A 19,947-nucleotide genomic window follows, 5' to 3' on the forward strand; every position below is an offset into this window, starting at 1 on the left:
CTTTTTTTTGATTGTATCAGAGATTGGTAAAAGGATTTCCGATATACTCTCCACGATAGACCGGCTCGGCTACATTGAGCGTCCAGAGCAGGTTTCCGGCAAGATCTGTCTTAACTATTTTGCTGTTGGTAGAACTCGCAGCAAGCAACTGTTTTCCTGGCAGCTGCATGGCAGAACCCATGATCGGTGAATACAATTGTGCAGGAAGATTCACCTGCAACCTGCTCACCGCTTTCTTCTCTTTTTCATCGATGGAAAAACTCAGCAGTCTCGATTGAGGACGTGCTCCGCTTCCGTTATCGAAGAGCATGATGTCTCCATCATCGTTTCGATGTGCGTAATGCTGAAACTGAAAATAACCGGCAGCATCCATCTGCACATTTCCTCCATTGCCCAATTTCCACATGATGGCGCCGGATTGCGCATTCACTTTCCATACCTGAGAAAATGTGCGGAGAGAAATAATGTAATTGAGGTCTTTATCGATAGCCAGCGAATTGATCCATGGTTGATTGGTGGCTTTCATTTCTGCTGCATCCGGACTATCGAAGGTGGTCCACTCCCACACTTTGTTGCCCTGACGATCGAGTTCGAGCAGACCATCTCCCGGCAATCCGCCACCACCACTCACAGGTGGCACATTGGTTACAGCAACGATATTGCCACGCTGATTCAATTGCAGATCGTGATGCACGGTTTTGGTGAATCCCCTGGAACCATGCCGGAGATGAAAAAGTGTATCACCGGAAAGGCTGAGTTCCAGTATCACATTGCCATCACCGTACTGCGTATTGTGTTCATCGATCAAACAGAGCATGGTATTCCACTGCGTAAACCGAACCACCTTCAGCATATCCCTGAAAGCCTTGTACCATACGAGTTTGCCGGTATGGTTCACTATCAGAATACTGGATGGTGAAACACGGCTGGTGAACATAAAATGAGCGCCGGGCGCATCATTGATCACATTGTCTTCCTGCCTGTAGAACTTTTTTACAGCGGCAGGTATCGAAGCTGTAGTGAAACTGAATTCATCAGATCGCTCACCGTTATTGTCGTTGCCAAGAATGAAATAACACTTGTAGAGAGTAGCTTCGTTCAGACCGTAGAGGTTCATCTTCCGGTAAGGAAGTCCACTGTCGAACGCCTGTCTCTTTTCTTCTCCTGTTTTCTGATCAATATACACCAGCGTTCCGCCCGTACTGCGGTTTACACGGTATTCGATGCGCGCGGCGAGTGCAGAAGTGGAATCATTGAAAACACGCACTTCACTCACAGGCTCACTGGCATCATTGTTCTTTTTGCAGGAGAAACAGGCGATGAGCAAACAGCCGATTAGAATATTTTTCATGCTAAAGGAGTTAATGAAAAAAGTCCGGCAGATCGCAAGCGTCCGCCGGAACTATAACTCGACTGAAAGAAAACTAAGGTTTATCCCACCATACTCTTTTGAACATGCTGTTCTCACCGAGTCTGGTTACGGCTTCCTGATAATTCTTCGGATTCTGAATGATCTCCGACTCCGGATAGAAGAACCTGCGGGAGATCTCCGTACCACCAGGCGTATAACCATTGGCGCCTGTGAACATTACGAGGTTCGGCAGTCCGGTTCTTCTCCAGTTGGCGAAGGCCTCTGTTCCGTTGAGGAAGAAGTTCACCCACATCTGGGTATGGATGGCAGTCATTGCTTTTGCATCATCGGCAAAGTAACCGGCGTAATATGCTTTCACATCATCGATATCATCCTGACTGATAGCCGGGGCTTTGGGATAATGCTGTGCAGCCACACAACCGAATTGAACAGCTTTATTGAAGTGATCTTTCGCATTGGTTTGACCTCCCCAGCCTCTTACTGCTGCCTCAGCCAGCAACAATTCAACTTCTGCCGGAGTAACATGGAAGAATGGTGCATCCAGTGCCGAAACATAGATACTCGGCTGAAGCACTTTTTCATTATTATCGATGGAAAATGTTCCTTCAGGCGTTACCACATTACCTAATCCACCTGAAACGTTCCAGGGCATAAATCCATTGGGAATGCCCATCGGCGGAATATATTTTGTAACATCAGGAACACCGGCTTCGATCACTACATCACCATCATATGCACCTGCAAATACATACAAACGCGGATCGTGTGTGGCAACCAATGTATCTGTCAGAGCAGCCGCAATTCTGAATCCATTGCTGCGTGTACCTCCTTTGAAAACCTGCGAACGGCCATTGCCGCGATTCTCACCGGAAGCATAACTTACAGCCATATGACGCACCATGCAAATGTCTCCTGCTTCTGTCATTACACCTTTGGCGATGGCTGCTTCCACCTGCTTCTTCGATTCAGCTGCATTGATCTTGCTCAGGCGGAATCCAAGACGCAACCTGAGTGAGTTGCCCAGCTTTTTCCATCTGGCAATATTGCCATCATAAAAAAGATCTCCTTTCAATGGAGCAGCAGCAGCATTGAGGCCATCTACCGCTTCATCCAGTTCCTTGAAAAAATCTTTGTAGATATCTTCCTGCTTATCGTATTTGGGCAGCAGATTTTTTTGTGTGAATCCTTTGATAGCCTCACTGTAAGGAATATCTCCATACATATCGGTGAGCTTGGAGTAGATCATCACACGGAGAATGCGCGCAGCTGCATGCTGATTCACCTGAGCGGGATCATTCGCTGTTTTATCGACGATATTCTGCACATTCTTCAATTCACGCGGATAGGTGGTAAGCCAATGACTGTACCAATGGGTTTTATCATCTACACGGTAGTGAGCGCCATGTCTCGTCCACCAGGATCCGCCAAGGTGCTGCATTGTAGCAGATGCAATGCCGAGATCATATCGCCAGGTATCTTCCCTGTCGCCCGACATATCGGTCTGGATCTTCGTTATCATGAACTCCGGTTCCATTTCGGAGTAACCGGATTTATTGGTATTTATCTTATCAAAATCCTTTGTACAGGCTGCAGCCCCCACCATGCAACCTGCCAGTAAAATATAGTTGAATCGTTTCATTGTTGACAGCATTTTTAGGTTAGAGTTTGATCAGCACATTGAATCCAAAACGTTTTCTTCCGGGCAGTGATCCATACTCGAATCCCTGTCCGTTTCCATTGTTGTAGTTGGATTCAGGATCAATATTGGGCGTGTTTTTGGAAATGATCCAAAGGTTACGGCCAATTACACCCAGTGTGATGGACTGAATACGCGCCTTTTTGTACAGTGATTTCGGCAATGTATAGTTCAGACCAACATCGCGCAGTTTCACAAATCCACCATCATAGATATACCCTTCAGCAGAGTTTGAATATTCTTTCCAGTATTGGTAAGGATCCACTGCTGTTTGATTTGGTTTACCATCTGCAGTTACACCGGGAGCAATAAATCCGCGGTTCTTCTGCGGCACGTTTACACCAGGGTTTGCTCTTACTTCGGCCTGGTATTCGTTCCATCCATCACGCCCTTCGAGTGTTTTGGGATTCTGTCCCTGAATGGTCAATTGACGATTGCTCATAGAATAGATATCGCCACCTACACGGATATCGAGTACAGCCCTGAACTCAAACCCTTTCCAGGCAACGGTATTGGTGATACCACCTGTCCAGTCTGGTGTAATATTTCCCAATGCAACCGGAGCCGAAGTGAGCATCGGAAGACCTTTATCGTGCATGATCTGTCCATTTGCATCACGTCTGATGCCTACCCCTCTGATGGTTCCGAACTTCTCATTCAGATCACCGGTGATGGTAGCCCCGGCCCAACGCGCTTCTGCAGCTACATATGCTTCGATATCGGAAGTGAGTTGCTCAACTTTGTTTACGTTCTTCGAATAGTTGAAAGAAAGATCCCAGCGAAGTCCGTTCGATAATTTCACCGGCGTTGTTTTCAGCATCAGCTCAACGCCTTTATTTCTGAGGCGGGCAGCATTCAGTACCGCCTGCTCATAACCGGAGGCTGCAGAAACAGGCATGAATACAATGGCATTGGTGGTGAGCTCGTCGTAATAAGTGAAATCGATGCCGATACGATCGTTCAGGAAGCCCAGTTCAAAGCCAATTTCTCTGGAGGTTCTGAATTGCGGTTTGATATCCTCGTTAGGAATTACGTTTCCGAGGATTTCTCCCAGTGCTCTGTCGTGCATGGTGAGACCGGTAAGCGTATAATACAATGCAGTATTATTGGGAACCGCATCGCTGCCCACTTTACCTACTGAAGCACGCAGTTTGGCATAATTCACAAAAGTAGATTTCAGGTCGAACGAATTGGTGATCACCCAACTCAGATCCGCTGAAGGATAGAAGAAACTTCTGTTGTGTGCAGGAAGTGTGGAAGACCAGTCGTTCCTTCCCTGAAGATTGAGGAAGAGCTGATCGCGCCATCCCAGTTCAACGCTTCCGAACAGTGAATTGGTTTGCCGGCGGCTGTTGTTCGGTTGTTCGCGGATCGACTTGAAGTTGGTGATAAGGTTTTTGCCTACGTTGATGATCTCTTTCCCTTCGGTGAGATTGTTATCGGTTTCTGCACGCATCATATTGGCACCCGCCATCACACCGATCTTGAAATCCTGAAATACCGGGGTGTTGTAATTGATCATCGCCTGATAGTTCTCTTCTTTCAGGCGGATCTCACGCAGCTGCAGAATACCTCCATCCCTTGAAGGAGTATTTTTATCATAGAAATTCTCGAAGTTGAATGTATAGAAGTCGGTACCTGCTGTAGCAGTGAAACTGAGCTTGTCATTCACTTTGTAACGAGCGGTAAGAGATCCGTTGAATCTTTTCTTGTTACTGTTGTTGGTGGTTCTGTTCAGCGTCCAGTAAGGATTTGCGCGGTAGATATCACCCGTGTAATCGATATAGGTTCCATTCGGATTGGCATAATTGTTCAGCCAGCTCTGATCGAAGTTGCCGGCAATGGCGAGCAGGCCGTTGCCGATATTGTTTACATCATCGGTCAATGCAGGTCTGTTGGTAACGTTCTCCAGGGTAAGCGTTCCTTTGGCCTCAAGAGTGAGTTTTTCTGCAAGCACTGTTTCGCCACGAAGAGAGAATGTGTTTCTGTTGAAACCAGACTTCGGCGTGATGTCCTTATTGGCCACATTTGAATACGAAGCACGGAAATTAGATTGCTGATTTCCGCTGGTTACAGCAACGGTTGTCATGGAAGTAACACCATTTCTGAAAAAGCCTTGCAGGTTATTGTCGAGAAACTTGTAAGGTCTGGTACTTCCATCGCGTTGAACAACCGACTGCACATCGGTGTAACGTGCTCCCCAGCTCTGCGTGATATTGCTGGCGCGATTGGCCATCTGCGGAGCTTCACCATTGGAACCTTGTCCATACACTTTCTGCACTTCATCGAGTTTGGTCGAAACGCGGTCGATAGTGGTATTGTGGCTTACCTCGATGCCCAGTCCTTTTCTCGACCTTCCGCTTTTGGTGTTGATCAGTATCACCCCGTTAAGCGCGCGGCTGCCGTAGAGCGCCGCAGCTGATGCCCCTTTCAGTACCGAAATGGATTCGATATCATTCGGGTTGATGTCAGACAGACCATCCCCCAGATCAAATCCTCCATCCTGATCGGCACTGATCAGGTTACCGTTCACAGCCGGTACTCCATCGATTACGTAGAGTGGTTGATTGTTTCCCTGCAATTCGCGTATACCCCTTATAGTTATACGGGTAGATCCTGTAGGTCCGGCTGTGGTGCCCGCAATGTTCACCCCCGCCATCTTACCTGCCAGAGATTGCAATGGGTTGGTTTCACCGAAACCGGTAATGTCTTTGGCACCGGCTTCGGACACTGCATAACCAAGCGCGCTTTTCTGACGCTTGATGTTCAATGCCGTTACTACCACCGATTTCATTTCCGATTCTTCCCTGCTGAGTGTAATGCTCAGTGAGGTTTGTGAGTTTACCGGAACTTCTTTGGTAACAAATCCGAGAGAGGAAATAACGAGGATCGCATTGTTGGGAACGGAAATGGAAAACTTTCCCGAAGAATTCGAACTGACGCCACCTGATTTTCCTTTAACGAGGATGGTTGCGCCGGATAGCGGCTGACCGTCTGCCGCATCTTTGACATCGCCTTCTACCTTTACCTGGGCATAAGCGAACAGGTGAAGGCATGCCAAAGTCATAAGCATTAGCATTTTTTTGTGCATGGTATGTTTGGTTTTGGTTGTGTACAGTCGTTGATGATAAGGTTGCAGTCACAAAACCATAGCACGAAGGGACATCACCCCCTTCTCTGTAAATCTATAGAAAAGAGGAGCGACTTTTTAAATTTTTCACAAAGTATTACGCACTTTTTGACAAATGCCATAAGCCATGATTGTAAATCAGCAGATTACGAAGTAGGATCAGCGGCTTTGTTGCTAATTTTGCGGGAAGACTTTGCAGAAGATGCAAAAATATTAGGAGAGAATTGTTCCATAACGAGGATAGCGGAGCCGATCATTTCGGCTTCCTGCCCAAAATCCGACACCAGCAATTCGATATTGTTCACCAGCCGCGGAATGCAGTAACGCGTAAGCGCCTGTTGTATGGGAGGAAGTATCAGCCGGCCGATTTTAGCACCGCGGCCACTGAGTACAATAGCACGGGGATTATTGATATGAATAAGTATGGCAAGACCTCTTCCGATCTTATATGCTGCATCCATAAAGAGATCGATGGCATACTGATCGCCCTGATTGGCGAGATCGAGCAGCGAATGTCCCACCGCCAGCTGATCCTGATCGGAAAGAAACGCCAGCCGCGATACCCTTCCATTCCTGATTCCCTGAATGGCTTTGTCCGCCACTGCCAGCAACGATGCTTCCGACTCCAGACAACCCTGTTTACCGCAATAACACAATACCCCTTTTTCGGAAAGCGGAATATGACTGAACTCACCGGCGAAACCATCATCACCACGATAGAGCTGTCCGTTTATCACCATACCTAACCCGATGCCCCAACCGAGATTGATCACCATGGCATTCTTGAAACCATGAGCTTTTCCGAACTTCTGTTCGGCCAATGCTATCAGGCTGGAATCGTTGTCTATAAATACTTTCAGGCCAAGCGACTCAGAAAGATGCTCACTGAGGCAGCGACCGTTTGTATCGAGATAAGAATAGTTGATGCCATCATTGGCATTCACCAGACCAGGCATACCGATGCCGGCACCGATGATCTTTTCTTTTGGGATGCCCGATTTTTCGATATGTTTTGCAATGGCCTCCACCAACCGCTCCAGCGCCTTAGGATTATTGCGCAGTTTCAGTTCCACCACTTCCACCCCCGATACATATTTGTTGAACATATCGATGATGCCTATGCGCGTACTTAGCTGATCCATCGCAACGGTGAGCACAAAGAGGCGATCTGATTTCAACGCATATGTGAGCGGTCGCCGCCCTCCGCTGGAAGGCGCCAGTCCACGCTTCTCTACATACCCCGCCTTGATGAGCTGATTCACAGCAGCCGTAACCAAAGGAATGCTTTTATCAATCCGCGCGCTCAGATCGGTACAACTCAATACAGAGCCATAATACAATTGACGTATGATCTCATAATAGATGGGAGATCTTTCAGCAATATCCAGCATAATAACTTCACTTAATTGTGTGCATGCAATAACTGAAACGATCGTATTGGGGTGAGGGCAAGGATTGGGATAATTGCCCGGAGACTAAACTTAGATAATTCTGACAGAAAAACGGCAATCTTTTGAAAATATTTTTTAAGTATTGATACTTATTCATTCAATGTCACAGAATCGATGCTGCAACAATTTTCAGTAGCGTTTTCTTGCAGGCAATCCTGAACTTAGAGTATTCAATTCTTCCGTTATGATCCGCATCAAAAGAGCATACGATCCTGCATCACCCTCAGATGGTTACCGTATTCTTATCGACAGATTATGGCCGCGCGGCATCACCAAAGAAAACCTGCAGGCAGATAACTGGCTCAAAGAAGTGGCTCCGTCTACCGGATTACGCAAAGAATTCCATTCAGAGAAAATAGACTGGCAAAGTTTCAGAAAGAAATACGAAGCCGAGCTGCAAGGCCCATCTGCCGCAGCTTTTGAAGAGTTGAAAAAATTAGTGAAACAACACGCTACTGTCACGTTGTTGTTTGCATCAAAAAGTGAAGAACAGAATCACGCACTGATTCTGCAAAAATTACTGAAAGGATAATAATGCGACTACTGCACAACCTCCTTCCCTTCCAGCCACACAGATTGCAATTGCAGTGATTCATCCAGCAAAACAAGATTGGCCTTTGCTCCAGCAGCGATGCGTCCGAGATCAGCAGCCTGCATCACTTCCGCAGGATACAGCGTGGCCATCCGAAGCGCTTCTGCCAGTTCTATTTCTGCATGCTTAACACAATTAATTACAGCATCGAGCTGCGTAAGCATAGAACCAGACAGTGTTCCATCAGGAAGGGTGTACCGGTCTCCGGCTGCCACATGCACATGCGTTCCTGAAAGACTTTCCACCACTGCATCCGTAATCAGAAATAACCTGCGCCCTAATACCTGCTTGCTGATCCGCAATGTCTGCCAATCCACATGAATGCCGTCTGCAATGATGCTGGCATAAGCATTACTGAGAAAAATGGCACCCGGCAATCCGGTATCGCGATGATGCAATGAACTCATTGCATTGAACAGATGCGTTGACGTTCGGATGCCCTGATCAAATCCATGCATCGCCTGCGCATACGTTGCATTGCTATGGCCGGCAGAAAGAATTACACCTCCTTCGATCAGCAGTTGCAATATTTCGTCGCTGCATACTTCCGGAGCCAGCGTCATTATTTTCAATACTCCTTTCGAAGCTTTGAGCAAAGATTTTACCTCATCCGCAACAGGTGCATGTATCAGATGCTCTGTATGTGCACCGCGTTTTACCGGATTGAAGTAGGGACCTTCCAGATGAACTCCCGCCAATGCAGGATGAGGGTTTGCATGCACTATATCGAATGCTTCCTGGTACAACTCCATCGGAGCCGTTGCCAGCGTGATCATATAAGTGGTAGTGCCACTTTTCACAATCGCTTCGGAAATTCCACGCAGCGCCTGTGCTGAAGGTTCATTGGCGAAGAGATAATCGCCTCCGCCATAGATCTGGAGATCGATAAATCCGGACGCTAAAATTTTTCCTGCGGCATCGATGATGCGGGCATCGGATGGTACGGCGGATGGGGCTACGATATCCAGTATCCGGTCTTCACGGATAAGCAGGGTTTGATTGTTCAACTCCTGCTCTCCCGTGAAGATCCTGGCATTTTGAAATGCAGTGATCATATGTTCAAATGTTCAGGTGTGTATTATTTTATACTCCTGCGATACGACGTTTGTATTCGGCCAGTGCATCTTCCAGCCGCTCGCGCGCTGTGGTATCACCGGGCACATTATGTGATGGATGAATATGCAGCTTCACGCCACGTTCCACCAGCATTTCTGCTACAGTGATCACCGTCATCCACACACAGGTGATGAACGCCATCGTTGAAACCGGACCCAGTTTATCCTGATGATCTTTGATAGCAACGGATGCATCACCGATCGGAGCACAGGTATCCACCACAATATCTGCCAGATCGAAGATGGTTTTGCCGCTGGAATGGCGTGTCTGCTTGCCTTTTGCTTCAGCTGCCGATCCGAATGCAATCACCTTCATTCCTTTTTTTCTGGCTTCGATAGCAACATCGATATTCACGTTGTTGATGCCACTGTGAGAAAAGAGCCACATCGTATCACGGGCATCGAAGTTATAACCTTTCATGATTTCTACACCATATCCTTCCACCCTTTCGAGAAATACAAACTGGTGAACGCCCATTTCTCCGGTGATGCGCGTAAAGAAAGTAAGCGGAAGCTCCACCATCGGATGAAATCCTACAAAACCGCCGATCCGCGGATACATCTCTTCAATGGGAATGGTGGCGTGGCCGCAACCGAATGTATGCACCCATCTTCCGCATTCGATACTCGCCGCCATTACTTCTGCAGCTTTGCGGATATTGTCCATCTGCGTGTTTTCAATCCGGGTCATTACATCCCTTGCATTCGAGAGCCATTGTTTTGCTAACATAATCGTTTGTTTATTGATAGTTTGATTTCTTTTTGAATATGAGTATGTAGAGAATGATCATACAGCCGATCACCATATACGAAACTGTTGTAAGATGATGTACGCCGTAATGCTGCACTACCCATCCCATTACATAATTCAGCAGCATATTGCCGATCAGTGCAATCGCAAATACAACACTGAATGCTGTACCGCTGAGGTTCGGAAACCGCTCTCCCACTATTCCGAGCATCACAGGAAAACCAGCAGCAACGCCAGCCCCGGAGAGTATGAGTCCGGTTATCACCAAAGGTTTTGTTTGTCCGGACTGCATCAGCAATACTCCACTGAAGAGCAAGGTGAGGCATAAAAAGATGATCTCTTTTGCAGACCATTTGCTCAGCACACTTCCTGCAAGCATGCGCATCACAATCATCCCGGCAATATGAAGTGATAATGCAAAGAGTGCATTCGTTTCATCCATCACACCTTTGTCCTGCAGATAAGAAGTTGCCCAGTTATTGATCAGCGCTTCGATGCTGCTTTGAAAGAACAGAAAGAAAGCAATCAGCAGCAACGAAATATTCCTGAGTTGTTTCCATGATCCTGAAGTGGCTGCTTCATGTTTCGCACCGGGGAACTGAATCGTCAGATACAACAATCCGATCAGCGCCGTGAGCGCACCTACCGCTGCCACAATCTGATACGACGCAAAACGATGCGACAGCAAACCCAGCACCAGCGGCATTCCCAGCGCACCCAATCCAAAGAATACGCCGAGCAGACTCAGGTCGGCGCCTTTGCTTCGCGTGCTGATATCTGCCACCACTGCATTGGTGGCTCCATTCACAATGCCACTTCCTATGCCAAAAACAAAGACTGAGAGCTTGAGAATACCGAGCGAAGAAGCAAATGCAATCCCTTCAAATCCCGCGCACATAGCCATGCAGGCCGATACCAGCAACCATTTGTATCCGTACCTGTCGCAAACAGGACCGAATATCAAAGAACCAATGAGAATGCCAACAGGAAGCAAGGAGAATAAGGTTCCGGCAGCAATGCCATCGAGCTGAAATTGCTGTTTGAGATACCCCGCAACAGAGCCGAGCGTGATGAGACTGATGCCAAAGAGCAACATGCCCAAACAGGCAGACAGGAATACAAGGTTTTTTCTATACATGATGCAAATCGTTATCGGGCTTTCAGCGCCAGCAATCCTGCCCCCCAGCAACCTGCATAAATTCCCAGTTGCGAAGCCACTATTTCGCATTGCTGCATACTCAGGGGTTGAGCCCATTTTGCAGCTTCTGCTGCAATGGACGGGATCAGCGGAATAGCCGGACCAAACACACCACCACCCATGATGATCTTCTCCGGATTGAAGACACTTACGAGATTGGCGACAGCCATTCCCCATAATTCAATGCATCGCCGGATCACTTCAGTGGCTAATTCATCACGCGTTTCAAACGCGGCAAACACAGCAGCAGCGGTCAGTTCAGCAGGTGTCGATCTGCGCAGCACGCCTTCGTAGGCAGGCATTTCATGCAGCAGCTCTTTGGCAAGTTTGGCAATGCCATCACCTGAAGCACTGCTCTCGAAGCAGCCGCATTGCAAATATTTTGAGTGGTAAGGTTGCGTGAGAGCCATCCATCCGATGGCGCCGGCAGCATCATGCCTGCCGCGGAGAAAATGCCCGTCGCTGAGAATGCCCGCTCCGATGCCGGTTCCCACACCAAGAAAGATGGCGTCTGAACAGCCGCGCGCAGCGCCTTTCCAAACTTCTCCCATGATGTAACAGGTTCTGTCGCTATCGATAGCAACCGGAATGCCGGGTGCAACTGCGCTGATCTCTTTGAGTAACGGATAATGACCCCATCCGGGAATATTGGGAGCCCATACTGTTCCGTCTTTTCGGTTGCTGATACCCGGTACACAGATACCGATGGCACGCACGGGGTCGTTCTTTCCTTTCTGAAGCCGCAGGAATTTCTCCAGTTGCTGCACCATCAAAGCTGCAACTGCTGCGCCTGTTCTGCGTTCGAGCGGTACAGACTCATGAGCAGTCATATCAGCATCAGCGGTAAATGCAGCAATGGCGAGCTTTGTGCCACCGAGATCCATTCCTATCAGCGACATAAAATAAAGGTTTCAGGTTGCTAAAAAGGCCGTCAGGGTTTTCCCGAAGACCACTGGAATGCAGCCAGCAGATACACCAGCGAAGCCGTTCCATCCATGGTTGGTTCGTTGGTGGAATAGTCGCCATAATCATCATGATACACTGCCAGCTGACTTTGAAATGGCGCGTACAGATCAGGATTGAACAATTGTATCCCGATCAGATTATTGTATATGTTTCCGTAAACAGGTCCATCTACCAATCCGCCGTCGATCGGCGCCTTCATCAGATGCGTGAAAGCCGCATGCGGATCAGTGGGTGTATCGCCATGCGCTGGCAATCCATACACCATGGAAGTACCCCAAGGGTTACAACCGAATAACCAGTCGAAGTTAGCCTGTTCCAGTTGCTGGAACTGTTTATCGTTTGTTAAGGAGCGATACCAGTAACACTGAATAGCAAAGGATGCCGTGAGATTGTTGCTGCACCAGATAAATGGAACACCACGATAGAAAGCATTCTGGCTTGCCTTCTTCCAAACTCTTTCGATACCGGTTCTGTAATAACCGAGCACTTTGGCGCGGTCGGCGCCTTTCAGTTTTTTCGCCAGCTCATAATGTCCGAGGTTGATGAAAGGATACCACTGATAATGTTTTGCAGTGTCCTCACCAAACCATGGCGTAACAGGTTCGTCGGCTGCATAGCGCATCGCATCTGCAATGCGGCCGGTTGTGGCTGCACCAAATTCCATATCATCCACCCAGTTGTCTTCTGCATAGATGTAAGGAGATTTCACCGAGGCTGTTTGCGTAACACCTGGTTTCTTCAATGCAAACTGATAAGCTGTGCCGGCTTTCAAATGCATGAGATCGCTATAGGGTTTGTCGATGTTTTTGTAGATGCCGGATGCAATGGCAAATGCTCCCGCGAATTTAGCAGCAGTGCTCGATGTTCCGGTAGTATTGTTCATGAATTTGCCACGCACCTGCGGTTCGCCGGTGATGAAGTATACCGGACGTTCATATCCTCTTCCGTACATGCTGTCGAGTTTGGGAATGCGCATGCCTGCATGATCTCGGTCGTCAGCGATCTGATTGAACATCCAATCGGATTTCGGATGCATTTTCAGCAGCCAGTCCAGCCCCCACTTTGCTTCATCGAGTACATCTGCAATGCCGTTGCTTCCGGCTAATCCGTTGGCTGCATGCGCATCTTTGAATACTGTTGGAAAATCTCGCCAGGCCATCAGCAGATGGGCTGTTGCATTGGCAGAAGTGGTGGAATACTGAAGATAATCGCTCGCATCATGCCATCCTCCTGAGACCGGAATGAAAGTGCTATCCGGCATCGGGCCGTACAACGAATATCCATCGTACATATGACAACTGTCTTTCAGAAAAGAATTAAAGCCAGAGCGTTGCTGACGCATATACCGAAGACAAAAATCAGCGGCTCCGTCATATACATTTTTCGCAATGCGGAAATACGGCGAACGTGCATTGCCTGCCTGCAAATAATAGGTGCCGGATTTTGTGAAGGACGAAAAATCGAGCCGCTGCGATTGAGCAAACGGGCCGTAACTTCCCATAGCCTTGCCTGCTGTTTTTCGAAGTACTTTTTTGCCAGTGGCCGAATCGACGAGAACGAACTCCTTAACCGGAACAGTGCCCTTGCTGCCCCATACCGCCACTTTCACCCCTTGCGGAGCATACCCAAGCTGATTGATGCGAATCCAGGCAGGATCTGCATTCTGAGCTATTGCAGAAATTATGGAAATTGAAACAGAGAGAAGGCAGGCAAGTTTTTTTATCATGACAAGAATCGGTTAAGAAATTTCAGCTTGCTGTTTTTTGCTGTTTTCGATAGTGTAATTTAGAAATAATGCACGAATCAGCAAAATAAAATACCCTTAAAATGAGGGCAGTTTTTATCTTTGTTTCTCAACATCAATTCTAACCATGCTGCAGGAAGAACGCCAGAACATCATCATCAATCAGATCAATCTGCACCATAAGGTACTCACTACCGATCTCAGCAAGTTACTGAATGTTTCACTGGATACTGTCCGCCGCGACCTGCACGAACTCGAAGAAAGTGGCAGGATTGTGAAAGTGCATGGCGGCGCCGTTTCCAAATCTTTTCATCTCCCCTTTCAGCAGCCACAGGTATATGCGCGTGAAGAGAAAAAAGAGATCGCCTACAAAGCGCTCGGATTATTCAAGGAAGGCATGAATGTATTGATGGGCGGAGGCACTATCATGCTCGAACTCGCACGCATCATTCCAAAGAATCATAAAGGAACCGTCTTCACTGTCAGCCCGTTGGTGGCGCTGGAGATTGCGCAACGATCTACGATCCGTGTAATTCTTATTGGCGGCGAAGTGAGTCATGATGCGTATGTCTGTACCGGCCCTACCGTGATCAGTCAACTTTCCGAACTTCGTGTAGATCTGTCGTTCATCGGCGCAAACGGTTTGTCTGTAAAAGACGGACTCACCGATAACGACTGGGATGTGATGCAGGTAAAGAAAGCGCTGATGAAAGCTTCCGATAAAACAGCAGTGCTGAGCATTTCCGAAAAACTCGATACTACACAAAAAATGCAGGTGAGCCCGCTTCGTTCTTTCGAATGCATCATCACAGAATTATCACCCAACGACAAGCGGTTGCAGAAATACGCCAAGGTCACTAAAGTGGTGTAATCCGCTACCAGCATTATTTTCAACATACTCCAATAAAAAAGAACGGCCCCTCCGGAGGGCCGTTCTTCATACATCTCTGATCTTACTTCCAACCCGGATTCTGTGCCAACTCACTGCCATGATCTGCATAGAGTTTCATCTGATCGATCGCCAAAGGATTGAGATATACTTTGGGATCGGAGAAAACACGCTGCACATCGGCAGTCCAGGCAGGAATGATATATCCCTCAGCGGCATCATTTTCGAGATGAATGCCAATCATGTTGGGATATTGAGCGCGACTCACCCATGCGCCGCGGTTAACATCAGTGTTCAGGGAGGTAGTATAGTCGAGTTTCTTCCAGCGACGGAGATCATCGAGACGGAAGCCTTCGAACATCAGTTCGGTACGGCGTTCTCGCCTGATCTCCCAAAGCAATGAAGAAACAGTGGCATCACGTTTTGGATCATCATATGTTACACCATTCACAGCCGGCTGATCGCCCATTACCTGCAATGCAGGCATAGCAATGCCCGGCCTCGCACGCAGTTTGTTGATCGACTTATCCAGATCAGCCTGCGTTATTCCGCCCAGCTCTGCTGCGGCTTCTGCATAATTGAGCAACACTTCTCCTAAACGAAGAACAGGTGCATCGGTGATATTGAGGTTGCTGCTTCCTTCCGTGGCATTCACCAGCGCATCGTTGAGGAATTTACGAACAGCATATCCCGAAGTGCTGAGCACAGCCGTTACGCCATTGATGCGATACTCCTGTACGAAGGTCTCGATCATGCGCGGATCGCGGTCTGCCATCACATTCGCTATTCCTTTATCGCCTTTGTATTTGGTGCTTACAGCAATGGGCAATCCATCGTTGCAGAGAAAAGATTCGATGGCATTTTTGGAAGTACCGCTTTGTCCTTCTTTGTTTACATAACTGTGCAGGCTATGCGTAATATTTCCGGTAGTGTACTCACGATACAGCATCACTTCCGTTTTTCCGGCGAGATCAACAGAATTGAACACAGTTCTGTAATTGTCGTTGATGCTGTATTTATTGGAATTGATCACCTGCTCCGCTGCCCATTTGGCCTGTTGCAGATACTCGGTGCTTTTGGCAGCATTGATACCATGGTATTTCAGCCAGGTGCCTTCAAACAGAAAGATGCGGCTCATGAAACCCAGCACCACATTTCGGTTCACTACCAGTCCGGCTTTACCGTCCGATTCCCGAACATACTGCGCTGCATATTTGAAATCTTCCAGCACTTTATCCATCACCAGCACGCGCGAGTCGCGGGGTTTGTAGAGGTCCGGATCGGTTTCCGTCATTTCCTTATCGTACCAGGGCACATCTCCGAAAGATTTCACCAGATCGAAGTAAGCCATGCCTCGAAAAAATCGCGCAATGCCCGACCAGTGCTCTTTCGGTTCTTTATCCATTGGTACGCGCTGTACACGATTGAGCATGATATTGGCTTTGCGTACCCAGGAAAAATCCCAACCCGTACCCGCTGCTGCTGCCGGTGGCACTTTCACGAAAGGGGTTGGGATCGATGGAGCAAAATCATCGTTCAACGATTGTCCGGAAAAAAATTTCCCCCAGGTATAACTCGAACCATAACCACTGAAAAAGTTGGGATAGAAGCCCCATGCAAATGTTCTTACATTGTTTTCGTTGCTCCAGTAATTCTCGTCGAGCAATTGATCGAGTGGCAATTTCTGAAGGAAATCTTTTTTACAGCTCCATAAGGTTGTTATGGAGATGAGTAAGACGATTATTTTTTTGTATCGCATAATGCAACTTTTAGAATGAGATTTGGATACCTGCAGAGAAAGATTTGTGATAAGGATACACCCTTCCGAATGTATTGGGATCGCCCAATCCGGCTGTAGTGTAGTCTACTTCCGGATCGATCGGCACTCTCAGATGATCCCATGTGATGAGGTTTTCACCACTCACGTACACGCGCACATTATTCAGATGTGCTCGTTTGATCAGCTTCTGCGGCAGCTTGTATCCGAAGTTCAGCACCTTCAGTCTGGTATATGCCATATTGAGCAGGTACTTTGTTTGCGGCAGAAAATTGCGTGTACCATTGCTGTTGATATGATCCGTTGGCCTTGGATAATACGCATCGGGACGTTCGGGCGTCCAGTAATCGAGCTGATGATCGTACCAGCCCTCCCCTGGTCTGTAACCGGGTATCACAACCGGACCGCTCGCCCAGAGATCACGTTTACCTACGCCCTGAAAGAATACACCGATATCGAATCCCTTGAATTCAGCAGTCAGCCGCAACGCATACTGGTAGCGGGGTGTAGAGTTTCCGATGATATGCTGATCGCCGGGATTGCTTACCGTGTTGGTGCCGATATCGATCTTCCCATCCTTATTGAGATCTGCGTATTTGATATCTCCGGGGCCATAGAAGAAAGCACCTTCTTCCCACCGTTCCTGTTTCGCTACGCCGGGTTTCATTACATATTTCCCGTTCACCATAATGAGGTTGCCGCTTCCATCCTGTTCAAAATCGTCTTTGGTGAAAAAGCGATCTGTGGTATATCCCCATATCTCGCCCATGGTTTTACCTGAGTAGTGAGAGCTGATATCTTTTGTGTCGTTGGCAAATTTGGTGATCACTTCTTTGAAGTCGGAGACGTTTCCCATTACACCCAGCAGCAGTCCGTTGTTGAATTGTTTATACCAATCTACCGAAACCTCCCACCCTGTTGTGCGCAGCTCCGCGAAATTCAGTACAGGCGCTGAAGTACCGAGGGTCGACGGAACCGAGATAGCATTGGAAATGATATCGCTGGTTGTACGGCGATACCAGTCGAAAGTAACGCCCAGTGTATTGTTGAACAATCTGGCATCGGCGCCGATATCGAGCATCTGCACTTTTTCCCAGCTGAGGCTGCTCGACACTAATGGAGGATTGGTGAAAGTCAGTTGATTCGCACCTCCGATGAACCATCCCGAAGAAGTAGAATTCATTGTACGCAGGAATTTATTTCCTCCTACACTTTGGTTGCCTACATTACCCAATGATCCACGCAGTTTCAATGAACTCAGTATGGGCTTGCTGAAATCCATGAACTTCTCCTCAGTGATCAGATAACCGAGCGACATCGACGGGAAGAAAGCCCACTGATCGTCGCGGGGAAAACTCGATGAACCATCGTAACGCCCATTCACTTCCAGCAGGTATTTGTCTTTATACGCATAGTTCACTCTTCCCACATAACCGAGCGTAGCCCAGTGACTGTGGCTGCTCGATGCATACTGGTCGCCGGTAGCGAGGTTCACTTCTCCGAAATCCTCATTGATCAATCCGCGTCTTTCGGATCGCTGACTGTATACTTCGTATTTCTCAGCATCTGTTCCGAGAATGAACTTGAGACTGTGATCATTTATTTTTTTAGTGTAGGTAGCGAAACCGCGCAAAGCATGTCGTTCATTTCTTGCAGCAATCGCCACTGCACGATCGTACGTTGCAGAAGTGTATTTGGAATAATTGAGTCCGGTGTATGCCCAGAAATTGTAAGCACTCACTGTACCACCGGTCTGCAGCTCGTTGTAATTGGCGTTGTGATAGGTGTAGTCGAGATCTACAGTTAATCCTTTGATGAGCTTGAAAGTTCCGCCGAGTGAGATGCGGCTCATATTGTCTTTTTGTGGAATCATGCTGGCTTGTTCCACTTCTGTGATGGAACTGCGGAATGGCTTTCCTTCGTATGTGCCATAGGGATAAAATGCCGGCCAGCGCGTGATGTAATACCAGGGATCATACACATCGCTGGAGAAAAGGTAAGGTACCGTTCTTTTTGCGCGGCTCATCACTACTTTGCCGCGTGCCGTGAACCAGTCCGCAAGCTGGGAAGTAACACCCAGTGTGGCATTGAACCGCTGGAACTCATCCGGGTTCACTTTGAGCACACCCTTTTGTCCGAGATAGCCAAGCCCAAGCGTGAAGCCTGTCTTACCGCTTGTTCCGGAGAAATTGATATTGTGAGATTGTTGCGGCGTGTATTCGCGCATGTACATTTTCATGGGGTCCCATGGACGATAGAAAAAGAGTTTGGTGCCAACGAGATCGAAGTCGCGGCCCATCACCATATCGTTTCCGAGATCTTGTCCTCCGTATTTGCTTTGCCACTCTTTCATTTTCTCCAATGTAGCCTGACTGTAATAAAGTCCCAGCACATTGAATTCATTGGTGGTAGGATTGGCACGCTGATTAGCTTTCAGCATCATCTCCGTTCCTTCTACGATGGGCGCTACTTTCGGAGTGATGGTAGGTTTATTCCAGGAGAAGTTGTTGGAATAACTGATGGCGCTGCGATCGCCGCCCAGCTTGGCTGTGCGGGTAGTGATGAGAATTACGCCCCATGCACCACGCGTTCCATAAAGAGAAGTAGAAGCCGCATCTTTCAAAACTGAGATGGACTCAATATCATCCGGGTTCAGGAGGCGGAGATCGGGGAACTCCACGTTATCGACGAGGATCAGTGGAATTGCACCCGGACCGTTCAATGATCCGAACATGCCTCTGAGCCTGATCTGCGGATTGGTACCGATATCACCGCTGGGCGTAGTGATGGTCAATCCGGGTACAGCTCCCTGCAAGCCGCGCGCGAGATCGGTGATGGGGCGGCTTTTCAGCGTTCTGTTAACATTTACAGTGGTTACAGAACCGGTAAGGTTGGCTCTGCGCTGGGTTCCGTAACCAACTACTACCACATCGTTCAGACTTTCATTCTGCTGAGACATGGTGATATTGATTACAGATTTCTTTCCTACTTCCACTTCCTGAAGCGCATAGCCCACGAAGGAGAACTGCAGTGTTTGGCCGATACTGGCTACGATCGAATACTTTCCGTCGGTGCCGGTTTGTGTAGTGCGGTTGCCATTTTTAACTGAAACAGTCACACCGTTCAGTGGCGATTTTCCATCTTCAGCCCGAACGGTACCGGTGATGGTTAGTTGCTGCGCAAAGAGGGGAAAACTACAGCATAGCATTGCGCAAACAGTAAGCGCAAAGAGGATGGCTCTTTTTGTCATAAGCAAGTTCGTTTTA

The 19,947-nt window shown here is 48.0% G+C and carries 13 protein-coding genes; 2 read left to right on the forward strand and 11 right to left on the reverse strand.

Annotated elements, in window-relative coordinates; all coding sequences use genetic code 11:
- Positions 1–16: 16 nt before the first annotated feature.
- The 4 genes from HHL16_RS11990 to HHL16_RS12005 form a co-directional block, all read right to left on the reverse strand.
- Complete coding sequence (locus HHL16_RS11990; RefSeq protein ID WP_169425435.1) at positions 17–1,351, reverse strand: aryl-sulfate sulfotransferase; 1,335 nt, start codon at positions 1,349–1,351, stop codon at positions 17–19.
- Between the two features lie 73 nt (positions 1,352–1,424).
- Positions 1,425–3,011, reverse strand: a complete 1,587-nt coding sequence (locus HHL16_RS11995; RefSeq protein ID WP_169425436.1) for a SusD/RagB family nutrient-binding outer membrane lipoprotein — start codon at positions 3,009–3,011, stop codon at positions 1,425–1,427.
- A gap of 19 nt (positions 3,012–3,030) precedes the next feature.
- On the reverse strand, positions 3,031–6,135 hold the full coding sequence (locus HHL16_RS12000) for a SusC/RagA family TonB-linked outer membrane protein (RefSeq protein WP_169425437.1): 3,105 nt from the start codon (positions 6,133–6,135) through the stop codon (positions 3,031–3,033).
- Positions 6,136–6,344: 209 nt separating this feature from the next.
- The gene (locus tag HHL16_RS12005; RefSeq protein WP_169425438.1) at positions 6,345–7,589 is read right to left on the reverse strand and encodes an ROK family transcriptional regulator; all 1,245 of its coding nucleotides are present in this window, start codon (positions 7,587–7,589) and stop codon (positions 6,345–6,347) included.
- 244 nt (positions 7,590–7,833) lie between these two features.
- Here HHL16_RS12005 and HHL16_RS12010 point away from each other — a divergent pair, with 244 nt between their 5' ends.
- Positions 7,834–8,181, forward strand: coding sequence for a DUF488 domain-containing protein (locus tag HHL16_RS12010; protein ID WP_206022400.1), 348 nt, complete (start codon positions 7,834–7,836; stop codon positions 8,179–8,181).
- An 8-nt stretch (positions 8,182–8,189) separates the two neighbouring features.
- Here HHL16_RS12010 and nagA read toward each other — a convergent pair whose 3' ends face one another.
- Genes nagA through HHL16_RS12035 form a run of 5 tightly spaced genes read right to left on the reverse strand, consistent with a single transcriptional unit; the run spans position 8,190 to position 13,997 of the window.
- A complete protein-coding gene (gene nagA, locus HHL16_RS12015; protein ID WP_169425439.1) occupies positions 8,190–9,296 on the reverse strand; it encodes an N-acetylglucosamine-6-phosphate deacetylase in 1,107 nt (368 codons plus the stop codon).
- A gap of 28 nt (positions 9,297–9,324) precedes the next feature.
- Positions 9,325–10,086, reverse strand: a complete 762-nt coding sequence (locus HHL16_RS12020) for a sugar isomerase domain-containing protein (RefSeq protein ID WP_169425440.1) — start codon at positions 10,084–10,086, stop codon at positions 9,325–9,327.
- 10 nt (positions 10,087–10,096) lie between these two features.
- The gene (locus HHL16_RS12025; RefSeq protein WP_169425441.1) at positions 10,097–11,245 is read right to left on the reverse strand and encodes an MFS transporter; all 1,149 of its coding nucleotides are present in this window, start codon (positions 11,243–11,245) and stop codon (positions 10,097–10,099) included.
- An 11-nt stretch (positions 11,246–11,256) separates the two neighbouring features.
- Entirely contained in the window at positions 11,257–12,204 is a 948-nt protein-coding gene (locus HHL16_RS12030; RefSeq protein ID WP_169425442.1) for an ROK family protein, read from the reverse strand.
- A gap of 32 nt (positions 12,205–12,236) precedes the next feature.
- Positions 12,237–13,997 (reverse strand): glycoside hydrolase family 9 protein, encoded by a 1,761-nt coding sequence (locus tag HHL16_RS12035; RefSeq protein WP_169425443.1) that lies wholly within the window; start codon positions 13,995–13,997, stop codon positions 12,237–12,239.
- Positions 13,998–14,142: 145 nt separating this feature from the next.
- On the opposite strand from HHL16_RS12035, the gene HHL16_RS12040 reads away from it, so the two are divergent.
- Complete coding sequence (locus HHL16_RS12040) at positions 14,143–14,886, forward strand: DeoR/GlpR family DNA-binding transcription regulator (RefSeq protein ID WP_169425444.1); 744 nt, start codon at positions 14,143–14,145, stop codon at positions 14,884–14,886.
- An 82-nt stretch (positions 14,887–14,968) separates the two neighbouring features.
- Here HHL16_RS12040 and HHL16_RS12045 read toward each other — a convergent pair whose 3' ends face one another.
- Together HHL16_RS12045 and HHL16_RS12050 are read right to left on the reverse strand one after the other, a co-directional pair.
- Positions 14,969–16,663, reverse strand: a complete 1,695-nt coding sequence (locus HHL16_RS12045; protein ID WP_169425445.1) for a RagB/SusD family nutrient uptake outer membrane protein — start codon at positions 16,661–16,663, stop codon at positions 14,969–14,971.
- A gap of 10 nt (positions 16,664–16,673) precedes the next feature.
- Positions 16,674–19,931, reverse strand: coding sequence for a TonB-dependent receptor (locus HHL16_RS12050; RefSeq protein ID WP_169425446.1), 3,258 nt, complete (start codon positions 19,929–19,931; stop codon positions 16,674–16,676).
- Between the last annotated feature and the right edge of the window lie 16 nt (positions 19,932–19,947).

It is taken from the genome of Pseudoflavitalea sp. G-6-1-2 (assembly GCF_012927185.1).
Lineage (GTDB): Bacteria > Bacteroidota > Bacteroidia > Chitinophagales > Chitinophagaceae > Pseudobacter.

Bases quoted from the DNA above. Each gene is read 5' to 3' on its own strand.
- HHL16_RS11990 (WP_169425435.1), bottom strand. From the start codon at position 1,351: ATGAAAAATATTCTAATCGGCTGTTTGCTCATCGCCTGTTTCTCCTGC.
- HHL16_RS11995 (WP_169425436.1), bottom strand. From the start codon at position 3,011: ATGAAACGATTCAACTATATTTTACTGGCAGGTTGCATGGTGGGGGCT.
- HHL16_RS12000 (WP_169425437.1), bottom strand. From the start codon at position 6,135: ATGACTTTGGCATGCCTTCACCTGTTCGCTTATGCCCAGGTAAAGGTA.
- HHL16_RS12005 (WP_169425438.1), bottom strand. From the start codon at position 7,589: ATGCTGGATATTGCTGAAAGATCTCCCATCTATTATGAGATCATACGT.
- HHL16_RS12010 (WP_206022400.1), top strand. From the start codon at position 7,834: ATGATCCGCATCAAAAGAGCATACGATCCTGCATCACCCTCAGATGGT.
- nagA (WP_169425439.1), bottom strand. From the start codon at position 9,296: ATGATCACTGCATTTCAAAATGCCAGGATCTTCACGGGAGAGCAGGAG.
- HHL16_RS12020 (WP_169425440.1), bottom strand. From the start codon at position 10,086: ATGTTAGCAAAACAATGGCTCTCGAATGCAAGGGATGTAATGACCCGG.
- HHL16_RS12025 (WP_169425441.1), bottom strand. From the start codon at position 11,245: ATGTATAGAAAAAACCTTGTATTCCTGTCTGCCTGTTTGGGCATGTTG.
- HHL16_RS12030 (WP_169425442.1), bottom strand. From the start codon at position 12,204: ATGTCGCTGATAGGAATGGATCTCGGTGGCACAAAGCTCGCCATTGCT.
- HHL16_RS12035 (WP_169425443.1), bottom strand. From the start codon at position 13,997: ATGATAAAAAAACTTGCCTGCCTTCTCTCTGTTTCAATTTCCATAATT.
- HHL16_RS12040 (WP_169425444.1), top strand. From the start codon at position 14,143: ATGCTGCAGGAAGAACGCCAGAACATCATCATCAATCAGATCAATCTG.
- HHL16_RS12045 (WP_169425445.1), bottom strand. From the start codon at position 16,663: ATGCGATACAAAAAAATAATCGTCTTACTCATCTCCATAACAACCTTA.
- HHL16_RS12050 (WP_169425446.1), bottom strand. From the start codon at position 19,931: ATGACAAAAAGAGCCATCCTCTTTGCGCTTACTGTTTGCGCAATGCTA.